16 protein-coding genes and 1 tRNA gene are annotated in these 12211 nt (G+C 41.1%); 4 read left to right on the top strand and 13 right to left on the bottom strand.

Annotated features, from left to right (window positions below):
* The first annotated feature begins 1 nt into the window (after nucleotide 1).
* Together EE116_RS13040 and EE116_RS04830 are read left to right on the top strand one after the other, a co-directional pair.
* The gene (locus EE116_RS13040; protein WP_122873470.1) at nucleotides 2-241 is read left to right on the top strand and encodes a restriction endonuclease; all 240 of its coding nucleotides are present in this window, start codon (nucleotides 2-4) and stop codon (nucleotides 239-241) included.
* A 304-nt stretch (nucleotides 242-545) separates the two neighbouring features.
* Complete coding sequence (locus EE116_RS04830; protein WP_122873468.1) at nucleotides 546-1760, top strand: ATP-binding protein; 1215 nt, start codon at nucleotides 546-548, stop codon at nucleotides 1758-1760.
* A 58-nt stretch (nucleotides 1761-1818) separates the two neighbouring features.
* On the opposite strand, the gene EE116_RS04825 is transcribed toward EE116_RS04830, so the two are convergent.
* Nucleotides 1819-2055 (bottom strand): hypothetical protein, encoded by a 237-nt coding sequence (locus tag EE116_RS04825; RefSeq protein WP_241091636.1) that lies wholly within the window; start codon nucleotides 2053-2055, stop codon nucleotides 1819-1821.
* Nucleotides 2056-2505: 450 nt separating this feature from the next.
* Between EE116_RS04825 and EE116_RS13035 the strand changes: the two genes are divergently transcribed.
* Both EE116_RS13035 and EE116_RS04815 read left to right on the top strand, forming a co-directional pair.
* Nucleotides 2506-2637, top strand: a complete 132-nt coding sequence (locus EE116_RS13035) for a hypothetical protein (RefSeq protein WP_277418946.1) — start codon at nucleotides 2506-2508, stop codon at nucleotides 2635-2637.
* On the top strand, nucleotides 2630-2938 hold the full coding sequence (locus EE116_RS04815; protein ID WP_002951954.1) for a YolD-like family protein: 309 nt from the start codon (nucleotides 2630-2632) through the stop codon (nucleotides 2936-2938). The genes EE116_RS13035 and EE116_RS04815 overlap by 8 nt, the downstream gene beginning before the upstream one ends.
* 291 nt (nucleotides 2939-3229) lie before the next feature.
* Here EE116_RS04815 and EE116_RS04810 read toward each other — a convergent pair whose 3' ends face one another.
* The 12 genes from EE116_RS04810 to EE116_RS04755 all read right to left on the bottom strand — a co-directional run bounded on the left by EE116_RS04810 (nucleotide 3230) and on the right by EE116_RS04755 (nucleotide 12144).
* Nucleotides 3230-4846 carry a tyrosine-type recombinase/integrase gene (locus EE116_RS04810; protein ID WP_122873467.1) on the bottom strand — a complete coding sequence of 539 codons (1617 nt, stop codon included), beginning with the start codon at nucleotides 4844-4846 and terminating at the stop codon, nucleotides 3230-3232.
* A 75-nt stretch (nucleotides 4847-4921) separates the two neighbouring features.
* Nucleotides 4922-6229 carry a tyrosine-type recombinase/integrase gene (locus EE116_RS04805; RefSeq protein WP_122873466.1) on the bottom strand — a complete coding sequence of 436 codons (1308 nt, stop codon included), beginning with the start codon at nucleotides 6227-6229 and terminating at the stop codon, nucleotides 4922-4924.
* 154 nt (nucleotides 6230-6383) lie between these two features.
* Nucleotides 6384-6474: transfer RNA gene (locus EE116_RS04800), tRNA-Ser, on the bottom strand.
* Between the two features lie 143 nt (nucleotides 6475-6617).
* Nucleotides 6618-6860, bottom strand: a complete 243-nt coding sequence (locus EE116_RS04795; RefSeq protein WP_122873465.1) for a helix-hairpin-helix domain-containing protein — start codon at nucleotides 6858-6860, stop codon at nucleotides 6618-6620.
* Nucleotides 6861-7073: 213 nt separating this feature from the next.
* Complete coding sequence (gene pyrF, locus EE116_RS04790; RefSeq protein WP_122873464.1) at nucleotides 7074-7760, bottom strand: orotidine-5'-phosphate decarboxylase; 687 nt, start codon at nucleotides 7758-7760, stop codon at nucleotides 7074-7076.
* The gene (nusB, locus tag EE116_RS04785; protein ID WP_122866360.1) at nucleotides 7757-8152 is read right to left on the bottom strand and encodes a transcription antitermination factor NusB; all 396 of its coding nucleotides are present in this window, start codon (nucleotides 8150-8152) and stop codon (nucleotides 7757-7759) included. The genes pyrF and nusB overlap by 4 nt, the downstream gene beginning before the upstream one ends.
* A gap of 1 nt (nucleotide 8153) precedes the next feature.
* Nucleotides 8154-8624 (bottom strand): 6,7-dimethyl-8-ribityllumazine synthase, encoded by a 471-nt coding sequence (gene ribH / locus EE116_RS04780; RefSeq protein ID WP_021090940.1) that lies wholly within the window; start codon nucleotides 8622-8624, stop codon nucleotides 8154-8156.
* Nucleotides 8625-8641: 17 nt separating this feature from the next.
* Entirely contained in the window at nucleotides 8642-9760 is a 1119-nt protein-coding gene (locus EE116_RS04775; protein WP_122873463.1) for a cation diffusion facilitator family transporter, read from the bottom strand.
* A 9-nt stretch (nucleotides 9761-9769) separates the two neighbouring features.
* On the bottom strand, nucleotides 9770-10093 hold the full coding sequence (locus EE116_RS04770; protein WP_122873462.1) for a DMT family transporter: 324 nt from the start codon (nucleotides 10091-10093) through the stop codon (nucleotides 9770-9772).
* Nucleotides 10090-10419, bottom strand: a complete 330-nt coding sequence (locus tag EE116_RS04765; protein WP_122873461.1) for a DMT family transporter — start codon at nucleotides 10417-10419, stop codon at nucleotides 10090-10092. The genes EE116_RS04770 and EE116_RS04765 overlap by 4 nt, the downstream gene beginning before the upstream one ends.
* Entirely contained in the window at nucleotides 10409-11215 is an 807-nt protein-coding gene (kdsA, locus tag EE116_RS04760) for a 3-deoxy-8-phosphooctulonate synthase (protein ID WP_241091635.1), read from the bottom strand. The genes EE116_RS04765 and kdsA overlap by 11 nt, the downstream gene beginning before the upstream one ends.
* Nucleotides 11215-12144 (bottom strand): DMT family transporter, encoded by a 930-nt coding sequence (locus EE116_RS04755; protein WP_122873459.1) that lies wholly within the window; start codon nucleotides 12142-12144, stop codon nucleotides 11215-11217. The genes kdsA and EE116_RS04755 overlap by 1 nt, the downstream gene beginning before the upstream one ends.
* Between the last annotated feature and the right edge of the window lie 67 nt (nucleotides 12145-12211).

Genomic DNA, 12211 nt, shown 5'->3' with positions numbered 1-12211 from the left:
TATGACTGATGTATCTGGAGAGGTTTGTCTTTTTAGGGCGATTGCGTTTTATGAGGGAGATATTAAGCATATTTATTTTGTCGCAGAGACTAAAGGGTCTATGAACTCTATGCAACTTCGCCAAATCGAAGAATCTAAAATTCACTGCGCAAAGGAGCATTTTAAGGCTATAAGCAATGATAGCGTGGTCTATGACGTAGTGGATAGCTATAAATCACTACTGGATAAAGTTATGAGGTAAAAAATTTATTAGGAAGTTAGGTCGCAGTATAAAAGAGCCTGTGCAATATTCCAAAAATGGTTATTGTGCTGCTCCTTTTGAGGGAAAATTTGACTGCCATTTGTCAATATGAAAATCTGAGGTGATATTGCTTAAAACTCTACCAATAAAATACTCAGTATGATAGAAAATCACAGCGACTGACTTAATCTTACCAGTTTTAATTCGAATTAAATTTAAATATACAATTATCTTAACCAAAACATCCTTGCAAATTTATATAAATTATAGTATTATACTCCTAAATATTTAAGGATAAAATACTATGTACATCAAACGAGCCATAAGCGATGAAATAAAAGAGTATATGAAAAGCTTTCCAGTGCTTTTGATAAGCGGAGCTAGACAAGTTGGCAAATCAACCCTTGCTTTAAATTTAGATATACCAAACTACGTGACGCTTGATGATATAAATATCTATGAAGCAGCGAGAAACGATCCAAAAGGCTTTATAGAACATTGCGAGAAGCCTATCGTGATAGATGAGATACAAAGAGTTCCCATACTGCTTCTAGCCATAAAAGAATTTGTAGATAAAGATAGAACAAACGGGCAGTTCATACTAACTGGCTCTGCAAATTTAAAAGGCTTTAAAGATATATCAGACTCACTTGCTGGTAGGATAGGCATAGTGGAACTCTACCCGCTTTCTCAAAAAGAGCTAAGCCATAGTGATGAAAATTTGATAGATATTTTAAGTGGTGATATAAGCCATTTAGCATTTAGAAAATACGACAACGACGGCTTATCTGAGAAGATCATAAACGGCGGTTATCCAGAGATCACAAAGATAAGCTCTGAAAAATCAAAATATCTCTGGTTTAGCTCGTACATAAGAACATATATAGAATCAGACGCCAAAGAGATAGGTAATATAAGAAATATGGATAAATTTATCACGATGTATCGTCTGTGTATGCTAAGAAGCGGCAATATCTTTAACAAAAACGAGCTATGTCTAGAGTCTGGGCTTGATAATAAGACATTTGATAGCTATTTTAGCGTGCTTGAGCATACCTATCAGATCCAAAAGCTTCAGCCGTATTTTAACAACGCTCTAAAAAGGCTCATAAAAACACCTAAAATTTTTACTACCGACACAGGGGTACTGGCACACTTACTACAAATTTCTTCAGCACAAGAGCTTGCAAATTCTCTTTATAAAGGTGCCATATATGAGACGTTTGTATTTGATGAGCTACTAAAAGCAAATACAAGTAGCAAAAAAAGAGCAAATATATACTACTATAGAACGAGTGATCAAAAAGAGATAGACTTTATCCTTGAGATATCAGGTAAGCTCATAGCCATAGAGGTCAAATCTTCAAAAACTATCAGCAAAGATGACTTTAAGCACATCTATCATCTAAAAGAAAATTTACAAAGTAAATTTGATAAAGGCATAGTTTTTTATGTTGGAGATACGGCTATGAAGCTAGATGATGATATGTTTGCCTTGCCGTTTGGATTTATGGGGTGAGAGATGGCCAAGAAGATACAATGCTAATAATTTGGCTTCTATAGCAGCTTACGATAATCTACCTTCCCAAACCATCATATCCTGACTTTACGTTTTGCTCTATAATTTTTATCTCACTTGATTGTTGTTTTGATTGCTCTACTCCAAAGTTCTTATCAAGTCCTTGATCGTATAGCTCTTGCTTTGTTATTTTTAGTGAGCCAAATGATATATGATCCTCTGTTAGATATATCTTATCTGTTTTATAACGCTCCTTTAGCTTATTAAAGCCTTGCATATCTTGCCAATCTTTCATATATGTTTTTATATTATAAATTAAGCCTTTATAGTTAATCTTAGCTATATCCGATAGATATTTTTTAAAGTTTTCAGTTCTATTTATAAAAGCTAAATAGTATCTATTTATATCTAGAAGGTTCTCGATAATATATATTATTGATTATGAAATAGTTTTTTACCCAATCTTGCAATACATTACCAATAATATCAGTATGGGTTATTTTTACTTTTGTATTTACTATTGAAAAATATATAGAACCTTTACTTCCTTCCCATTTTATATTTTTTAATTCATTAAATAAAGAGCTGGCGGTGATATATCGTTTAGGCATTTGTTTAATCCATTTTTCGTTTTAAAAGCAAAATTATATCTTAACATTATTTAGTTTTTATTAAAAACTTGTGCAAATGCTACATAATACCGGAAAAAAGCCTCTTTGAAGAAGAAGACGCAAAAGAAAAAACTGTGCTAAAAACCCTAAACAAGATAAAAGAAAAATACGGCAAAAACTCCATCCTAAGGGCTATCGACCTGCTACCGGAGGCCACCGGACGAGATAGAAACAAAAAGATAGGAGGGCACAAAAGCGGTGAATAAGGATAGAGCCAAAATTTTTAGCTCGTTTAATCCTCTCTCAACCCTAGAAAAAGCCCTAAAAGCGCAGGAGCGAGAAAAGAGCGAAAAGCTAGACCTAGACGAGTCTAAGATAGAAGAGATCCTAAATAAAATAAGCAAACTAAAGCCCGCCGACAAAGTAAAAATCACATACCACGACGGACAGGGCTACGTGAGTATAGAGGGGCTGGTTTCAAACGTAAATTTGATGGATAAAAGCCTAACGGTAGTGAAGACGAGGGTCAAATTTGACGATATTTACGCGGTTGAGGTTGTTTTGTGACGGCGGCTTTTGCAGCGCACGAGATGATACGTACGGCACAAATTTTACTTTGCCCCCGCTTTTCTTGACGGATAAAATCTAAGAAACTGCAAGTAAATCCGCCACATCGGTTTAGAATTTGTGTAGTTTGGTGTGTAGGGTATAAATTTACGAAGCAAACCTGTCTGAATCAATGTTTTTTAAATTTCTCCATATCTAGCTAAATATAAATTTAATCTTAAGTGAAATGAAAAAAGGAAGAGGGTAATAAGCTCATTATTACCCTCTTTGCACTCTTTTGATTTTAAATTTTTAAATCATATCGATGCAAGTCATCGGAGCTGGAGTAATATAAATACGGCGTTGGTTTTTTTTGATTTTTTGGCATTGCTTAACGGTGCTACTATTTTTAGTCTTAAGATGTGGCAAGTCGTTACTTTTAAGATATTCAAAATATTCCTGCGGGATGCCGTCAAATGCTTTCAATATATGCATTTGTGTTTTTATAGCGCTACTCTGAGAATATATAAGCTCCGAATTAGACTTGTTGTTTCGCAACATTAAATTAGTTATATTTGGTAATTGCTCTCGTTTATTGCTCATAAAATTTGAGTCGTTTGACGCATGTCTTAGTACCGAAGCAATATCTGGCATAAATTCGCTAACACCTTTACAAGCGTCATACTCGCGAATTATCTGAGCGAAATTCCCCCTCAAACGATGAGCGCTAACATCTTTACTATTTACAACCTTGTCTATTGCCCTATTAACCCTATGCTCCAAAGCATTTTTAGTTTTACAAATACGCTTTATATTGTCTATCCAGTCATAACTGGCTAAGTCGTGAATATTTTCATGAAGGACCATTTCGTCTTCTGAGGTATTTCCGAATTTTTGTTTAGCAGTTTTGACTCTAATAAGCTTTATGCCATTCTTCTCAAAAAAGCTATCTTTATCTAGTCTCATAAACTCTTCCATACGAAGTCCGGTATGTAAAATAAATCTTATATAATCAAGTAGTTCTTTTTCTATCTTGTATTTTCCTGAAAAAATCTTTATAAATTCATCATCCTTAAAATTCCTCTTTTTATTATATTTATTTACTCTATACCTCATAAGCATATTTTTAAAAAATGGATTTTTATTAATTATTCCCCTATACTCCAAGTACTCAAAGAATTTAGACAGATAACCGATTGTATTATTGGATCTATCCTTGCTACTTTGGTTGGAAATATACTTTTGAAAACCTTTAGCATCTTCATATTTCACGTCCACAAGACTAATCCCATTCTCATCCAAAAATTTTTTTAGTCTACTGATTGCAAGCCTATATTCTTTTATTGTAGACTTTGTACAATTCTGCATATCCCTCTTATCTTCCAAATATTCCTCCAATAATTCCATAATGTTTTTATCTGGCGCATTATTCCTTAACTGCTCATAGCTATTTTTACTTTTAGATTTTTTTAATGCATAGCTACCGATAGCCTTTGCGATACGATTCGAAATAAATTCTCCGCAAACCAAAACACCGCCTTTCGTAAATTTTATCGTTTCTTTTTCTGGATAAGAATTTGCCCCGTCGGTATACAAATTTGACAGTTTGTGATCTATGATTTCGTCTATCTCTTTTTGGAATCTTAAAAAGCCCTTATCTTTGTTATTTTTGGTAAAATCATCCGCCAAAGATCGGTATTTTTCGATATCGCTTTTAGGAATACTTTCGCAATATTTACTTACAAGCACCCCCGAGGCCTTAAGCCATTTTTCTCTAGAAGCTCCCTTGACCCTACCAATCTGCTTAAAACAACTTTTTATATCGTCAGACAACTTTTTAGGCTCGCACATATAATGCCGTTTAATAGCACCATGATCAAGCTCATCGTATTTGCTTACTTCGAATAGTTTCCTTACGTTTAGTTCCACTTATTATCCTTTTCTTGAAATATAAGCGAAAGTTTATAAGTCATCCTTCAGAAGCTTTTGAATGTCGTTAAATGGCTATTTTGGTGTTTTTTGTTCCTTTAAAAATTTAAATATATCCAAACCTTTCATCACTTTTTGCTTAACTTTGAGCGATATGCCTTTTGCATAAGTATCGGTCGCCAAGTCGGTGGAATGCCCTAGAAGAATGGATGTGATATCTGCGATTCCGTTTTCTAAGCAATAATCCTTTACGGCTTTAGCAAAATTTCCTCTAAGTCGGTGAAACGATACGTTTGCTTCCGGTATGATTGTATGAATATGTTTATTTAGTCGCTTGCTAAAATAGTCGCAATTGCCTCTGTCTACTTTTATCTCTTCAAGCCATTTCATATCGCTAAGATAATCTATATCTTGATGTATTGGTATTTGTCTGTATTTAACGGCTCCTCCTTTTTGCTTTGCGGTTTTTACATTGATAAATTTTACGCCCTCTCGTTCGTCTATGCTCATGCCGTCTAGTTGCCAAATTTCATTTAACCGCAGGCCGGTATAGAGGGCAAACATCATATAGTTTCGTAAATCGAGCCTATCTGTATCAAATACCAAACCAAGCTCGCCCATAGTAAAGTTGTCTTTAGGAGATTTTTCTTCGGCCGTAATCTTAAATGAAGTTAAGGTTTTAAATGGATTGCTGGCGACTTCGTTGATTCTTATAGCATATTCAAATAATCTTTTAGAGTATGATATATAATTGTTTACGGTTTTCTTGTGAAGTTTTTGGGTTTTTAACAAATGACTTTGAAAATTCTCGGCACTATTATAATCAAGTTCCGACATATCTTTGTTTTTAAAGAACTCGTCTAAAATTTTGCCCGTCTTTACGTAATAACCCTTCGTCTTATCGCTTGACTTTAGTTTTTCGCATTCGGTTTGTATGTAGCGTTTGGCTATTTTTTCAAACGATAGATGCCGCTTAGGCTTTTGCGTGTCTTTTTGTATGATAGAGGGAGTTTCTAGAGCAGGGGTGCTTTGTTCTTGATACAATGTCACGTTATAAAACTCGGCGACGGCAGATTGAAAAAGACTTTTGTATTCGCAGATATCTAAAAATAGCTTATTGGCCTTTATGAAAGAATCCGCATCCTCTTTCGATCTTCTTTGATTTCTTATTAATAAGGCTAGAGAAGCAGGCTTTCTCGCAATTCTTTGCATTAGCGTCAAATTTACCTTGGCCTTTATTTTACTTGCAAGTGTGCGAGCTTCACTCTCGTCGTCGGTAAAAAGACAATATCTGACGGTGGTTTTTCTACCGTCTTTCATAGCCGTATCGAAATAATAAAAATTAGGTCTGTTTGAAATTTTCGTGATTAACTTAGAAAGCATGTCTTGCCCCCAAGTCTTGAAAAATTTCTATCACAAATTGCCGAATTTGCTATCACAAGCGAAAAATGTCCGAAATTTGGTACAGTAAATTTGTATTTTTTATGAGCGCAAACATCAGTAAATACGTGATTTGCAAAGAAATTTGAATATCTCGTGGCGGACAGAGAGGGATTTGAACCCTCGAGCCCCGGTTAGAAGCTGCACCCTTAGCAGGGGTGTGGTTTCGGCCACTCACCCATCTGTCCACAAAAAAGAAACCGCATTATAATTAAATACCGCTGATATCTTGCTTAAATTTGTATTTTCGCGCCTCTTGCTCTTGCACGGAAAAAGTAGCGTAAAAATTTTATCAAATTTAAGCGGCTTGTCGCTGGTCAAATTTGAAATTTTAGTCCTTCCAAAGCCACCATTTCAGCTTGGCTTTGTCGGGACGGGGCGTATTTGCGTAGTAGCAAACCATGCGGTAAACGTAGAGGATGCACCTGTCGTTACCGCGTCCGAGCGCCTTTGTGCGTTCAAACATCTCGTCTGGATCCGCACCCTTTAGCGAAGTGATGTCAGTGTAGCCGAGTGCCAGCAGATCGGCCTCTGTCGCCTCGCCGACATAGGGTATTTTCCTAAAATCGCTCAAATTTACCTCAAATTTCTTTTAAGCTCCGCCAAGCTCACCGCTTTGAATGAAATTTTAAATTTCATTCCTGCGCTGCAAAGCTCGCTAAATTTTATCTCGCTGCTGCACTCAGTCACCGCCCGAGCTGTCCTTGCGCGATGAGTTAATTAAAATTCTCGCGCGGAAAATCCTGCTGAAAATAAACTTGCGTCTAATTTTACGCAAGCTTTGGCGCTAAATTTGCCCTAAAATCCGCTCGCAAATTTCGCGCGGATCAGCGCTTTGATAAATCGGCCGACCGACTACTATAAAATCAGTCTCCGCCTCGCGCGCGACGCCAAGATCCGCCACTCGCTTTTGATCTGCCGCACTCTCGCCAAACGGCCTTACGCCAGGGCAGAGCGTGATAAAATTTGCGCTCGTTGCGTCCTTTATCAGGCGGCTCTCGAATGCCGAACAGACCATGCCGTCAAGCCCCGCTTCATAGCTCATCACGCTAAATTTTCGCACGGCGTCGTCCAAATTTTGCTTGTAAACCGCGCTAAATTCGGTCTCGTCAAAGCTAGTTAGCGCAGAAACCGCTAGCACCAGCGGACGCGAAGCTAGCTTGTCTAGTCGCTCCATCACCGTTGCCATCGCGCGCTTGCCGCTGCTTGCGTGCACGTTTATCATATCGACGCCGATTTTAGCGATCTCCTCGGCGGCATCGGCCATCGTGTTTGGGATGTCGTAGAGCTTTAGATCGAGGAAAATTTTAAAATTTCCGAGCTTTTTTAGCTCCTCCACAAATCCCGCTCCGTCGCGCAAATAAGCTCGTAGACCAACTTTAAGCCAAATTTTATCCGAAAAGTCCGCAAGCCCCTCCGCCAGCTGCAAGCACTCCTGCTTCGAGCCCAAATCAAGCGCGACGCATAGCTTCACAAATCGGCCTTTAATGCGTCTAGCACGCCGTTTATAAATTTCGGTGCCGAGTCTCCGCCCAGCTCTTTGCCAAGCTCGATACCCTCGTTTATGATGACGGCCTTGTCGGTCTGGGTAAATTTCATCTCGTATGCTCCCAGTCGCAGCACGGCGCGCTCGATGCTGCCGATCTCGTTTATCTTCCACTCTTTTAGGCGCGCGTTTAGTAGCGCATCAAGCTCATCCGCATGCTCTAAAATGCCGTGAAAAAGCGACAGCGCAAGGCTTCGCTGATCGTTTCTGATCTTTTTTTCTTCTAAAAATTCCTCGACGAACTCCTCGCTGCAGCTGCCCATTTCGCGCGCGTATAGTAGCGAAACGACGGCCTGCCTAACCTGATGACGAGTCGCCATTTCACGCCTCCAAATTTTTATATAAGCTTAGCATCTCGATCACGCCCGTCATCGCTTCAAAGCCCTTGTTTCCGGCCTTTGAGCCCGCTCTCTCGATCGCTTGCTCGATGCTATCTACCGTTAGTACGCCAAAGGTCACCGGCTTGCCGTATTTTAGTGTGACGTTTGCGATGCCCTTGGTGGTCTCGGCGCTCACGTAGTCAAAGTGAGGCGTAGAGCCGCGAATCACCGCTCCCACGCAGCAAACGGCGTCAAATTTACCGCTAGCTAGCGCCTTTTCAAGCGCCATCGGTATCTCAAACGCGCCCGGCACCAAAATGAGGCTCAAATTTGCCTCATCGCCGCCGTGGCGCAAAAACGCGTCCCTCGCGCCCTCGACCAGCCTATCGGTGATGATGTGGTTAAATCTCGCGCCCACTATGGCGACCTTTTCGCCGCCTTTTAAAGCCAAATTTCCTTCGATTATTTTCATGTCTGCTCCTTAAATTTCTATCCGTTGTAGTCCGTGTCACGCGTGATGATGACCTTATAGCTAGGATATGCGCTACTTACTTGCGATAAAATTTCGCGGTAGAGCGCCGAGCTATCTGGCGCGTTAAAGTCTATGACAATATCAAACGTGATCGTATTTGTCTCTTTATTTATGTAAAATCCATGCATCTGCTTGATAAATTTATGTCCAAAAACTATCTTTTCGACGTTTAGCCTTGTTGCGTTGTCCTCTTTGTTAAATGCATAGATGCCAATGGTATCTAAAACAATGTTAAATTTCGCAAAAATTTCATTTTGTATTCGCCTAGTAAGCGCATCTATCTGCGCGGCGTTCATGTCGTGCGCCACCTCTATATGCACGCTGCCTAGCTTCTTGTCTGGGCCGTAATCGTTAAACATAAGGTCATACACCCCTAGCACGCCGTCAAACGAGCCTATGCACTCATAAATTTGCGAGCTGTCGCTGTTAGGCATCCTCGCGCCTAAAATTTTATCTATCGCGTCACGTAAAATTTCAAGTGCCGCCTTGATAAGAAGTAGCGATATGATCACGCCAAAATACGCCTCAAGACTAACGCCAAAAAATACAAAGACCAAAGCCGCCAAAAGCGTACCAAGCGAGATGAGAGCATCAAATTTCGCGTCCACTCCGCTTGCTATGAGTGAGTCGGAATTTACCTTTTGTCCGACCCTTTGCGTGTAAAGACCAAGCGCAAATTTGACCACAACCAAAACGGCGATCAAAATAAGCGAGATAGTGTCGTAGTTTGGGGTGCTTGGCGAGATGATCTTTTTAGCCGACTCAACCACGGAGGTGCCGCCTGTATAAAGTATGATCACGCCTATAATGATAGCCGTTAGATACTCCACTCTGCCGTAGCCAAATGGATGCTCTTTATCAGGGCTTTTCCCGGCTATTTTTATGCCAACGATGGTGATGACCGATGAGAGCGCGTCGCTTAGGTTATTTACCGCATCTAAAATAATAGCGATCGAGCCGCTAGCAAAGCCCACTACCGCCTTTATAGCCGCTAAAATGGCATTTGCCACTATGCCTATGAGGCCTGTTTTTACAATACTCTTATCTCGCGACGTGACCTGCTCTACTACCTCCAAATTTGTCCCTTAGATTATCTTTAATATTACCGCGCTTAACGTTATTAACGATAGATAAAACGCCTTTTTCACGCTCATTTTTTCGCCGTTAAAAATCACTCCGACGCCCACGGCTCCGACCGCTCCGATACCGGTCCAAATCGCGTACGCCACCGACATCGGCATTGCCTGCATCGCGTAGCTAAGAAGCCAGAGCGAAAGGGCGAAATTTGCGACCAAAATCAAAAAATTCGCCGCCTTTTTCACGCCGAAGCTTTTTTGAAATTTGGTTAGAAAAAACACGCCCAAAACCTCGCAGCACCCAGCCGCCAAAAGAGCTAAAATATGCGTCAAGATTTTAGCCTTTTTAGCCCCAGTACGCCCGCAACTAGCGTCGCTATGAAAAATAGCCGCAATAAATCTGGCGTCTGGCCGCTTGAGCTGTATTCGCTAACGCTTTCGGTGACCACGATAAAAAATGCTCCAAACCCCACAAATACGGTATATGCAACGCTAACGGGCAAGTATTTCATAGCCTTCATAAACGATACGAAGCTAACGCAGACTAACGCGGCAGTAAGCGCGAATCCTACGACGTTTTGGGCGTGTTTTAGCCCGTACGCCCAGCCGCACTCGGCGACCGCGCCGCCTAGCACCCACAAAAAGCCCTTAGTTTGCATCGCCCAGGGCGTCTTTTATCTTAAAAATTTGAGCGATATTTGCGTCTAACTCATCCAAATTTAGCATATTCGGCCCGTCGCAAAGCGCCTCGCAAGGATTTACGTGCGTCTCGTAAAAAAATCCGTCCACGCCCGCAGCCGCCGCAGCTCGCGCTAGATACGGCACGAATCTCGCGTCCCCGCCGCTTTTTTCGCCAAGAGCGCTTGGCATCTGCACGCTGTGAGTCGCATCGAAAATCACCGGCGCAAACTCCCTCATCAGCACCAAATTTCGCATATCTACGACTAAATTTCCGTATCCAAAAGTGCTGCCTCGCTCCGTTAACCACACTCCGTTTTGTTTAGCAACCTCGTATCCGTCGCCGCTAATACCCCTTGTTTCCAGCACTTTTTTAACTGAATGCTTCATAGCAGAGGCGGCTAAAAACTGACCTTTTTTGATATTTACGACCGATTTTGTCTTAGCCGCGGCTACGAGTAGATCGGTCTGACGGCACAAAAACGCCGGGATTTGCAGCACGTCGGCCACTTCGCCTACGGGTGCAGCCTGGTAGCTCTCGTGGATATCGGTTAAAATTTTAAAACCGAATTCCTTTTTGACCTTGGCTAAAATTTCGCACCCTTTTTCAAGTCCGGGTCCGCGAAATGAGCTTATACTCGTGCGATTTGCCTTGTCAAAGCTTGATTTGAAATAAAAATCTATCCGCTTATCTTCGTTAAATTTAACTAGCCTTTTTGCCACGTCAAAAACGAGTTGCTCGCTTTCTATGACGCAAGGCCCTGCTATTAGTATCATCATCTCTCCCTTGCTACGATTATTCCGCTGATAACGACCAGCATTATACCAAAAAATGCCGCGGCATTAGGTAGCGTATCGCCCATAAAATAGCCCACGACGAGCGAAAATACGACGTCCATATAGCTTATCGCGGCGACCGAGCCCGCCTTTTTGCTCGCCGCATACGCCTTCGTCATATAAAACTGGAAAAAATAGCCCGCAAGCCCCATTAGCACGATTAGGATTACGCCTTTAAAATTCGGCGCCACAAACGGCGAAAGCAAGAAATCTAGAGGCTCAAATTTGACCCACTCCGCAATGCCCATCAAAAGCATCGGCAAAGCCGTTCCCCACGCCATAAAGCTAAGCACGATAACGCTCGTGTCGTAGCTTTTGCGAAGAGTTCTGACGCTAAGCATCGCAAGCGCCGCCCCCACGCCGCTCCAAAGACCCAGCCAGTCGGTTTTGCTGATGCCTAAATTTGGTTGGATGATAAAAAGTATGCCGATAAAGCCCAGAAATATCGCGCCCCAGCCCTTTTTGCTAAGCGCTTCTTTTAAGAAAATCGCCGCAAAAATCGCCGTGAAAATTGGGCTGGTTTTTTGAAAAGTATAGGCCGCGCCTAAATTTATATGAGCGATGTTGTAAAAAAGGGCAAAAAGCGCGATCGTGCCGATAAATCCGCGAAACATCAGCACGAAAAGCTGCCCGCCTTTTTGGTACGTCGGCGGCCTTTTGTAAATCGCGTAAAGCACGATGGCAAGCCCGACGGCGTTTCTAAAAAATACGACCTCGATGCTAGACATCTGCTCGCTCAAAACCTTCGCAAAGCCCCCGACGGCAGCAAAAAACATACACGCGATGATCATATAATAAGCGCCCAAATGGTGCAAAACGTATCTACGAAACAAAATTTTTCCTTTAAATTTGGTCATATTGTAGTGCAAAACGGCTTAAATTTATAAACAATGTAAGCAAAAAATTTGTATAATTGGGATTTAACGCGGCGAACTT

Origin of the sequence: Campylobacter showae, from assembly GCF_900573985.1 — a bacterium.
Taxonomy (GTDB): Bacteria; Campylobacterota; Campylobacteria; order Campylobacterales; family Campylobacteraceae; genus Campylobacter_A; species Campylobacter_A showae_E.
Note: the sequence above shows the minus strand (reverse complement) of the source record. Positions and strands in the feature narration are given on the sequence as shown.

What these genes read in the sequence shown, in the direction of transcription:
- EE116_RS13040 (WP_122873470.1), top strand. Translation starts at nt 2, where the DNA reads ATGACTGATGTATCTGGAGAGGTTTGTCTTTTTAGGGCGATTGCGTTT.
- EE116_RS04830 (WP_122873468.1), top strand. Translation starts at nt 546, where the DNA reads ATGTACATCAAACGAGCCATAAGCGATGAAATAAAAGAGTATATGAAA.
- EE116_RS04825 (WP_241091636.1), bottom strand. Translation starts at nt 2,055, where the DNA reads ATGAAAGATTGGCAAGATATGCAAGGCTTTAATAAGCTAAAGGAGCGT.
- EE116_RS04805 (WP_122873466.1), bottom strand. Translation starts at nt 6,229, where the DNA reads ATGCTTTCTAAGTTAATCACGAAAATTTCAAACAGACCTAATTTTTAT.
- nusB (WP_122866360.1), bottom strand. Translation starts at nt 8,152, where the DNA reads ATGGCGACTCGTCATCAGGTTAGGCAGGCCGTCGTTTCGCTACTATAC.
- ribH (WP_021090940.1), bottom strand. Translation starts at nt 8,624, where the DNA reads ATGAAAATAATCGAAGGAAATTTGGCTTTAAAAGGCGGCGAAAAGGTC.
- EE116_RS04765 (WP_122873461.1), bottom strand. Translation starts at nt 10,419, where the DNA reads ATGCAAACTAAGGGCTTTTTGTGGGTGCTAGGCGGCGCGGTCGCCGAG.
- kdsA (WP_241091635.1), bottom strand. Translation starts at nt 11,215, where the DNA reads ATGATACTAATAGCAGGGCCTTGCGTCATAGAAAGCGAGCAACTCGTT.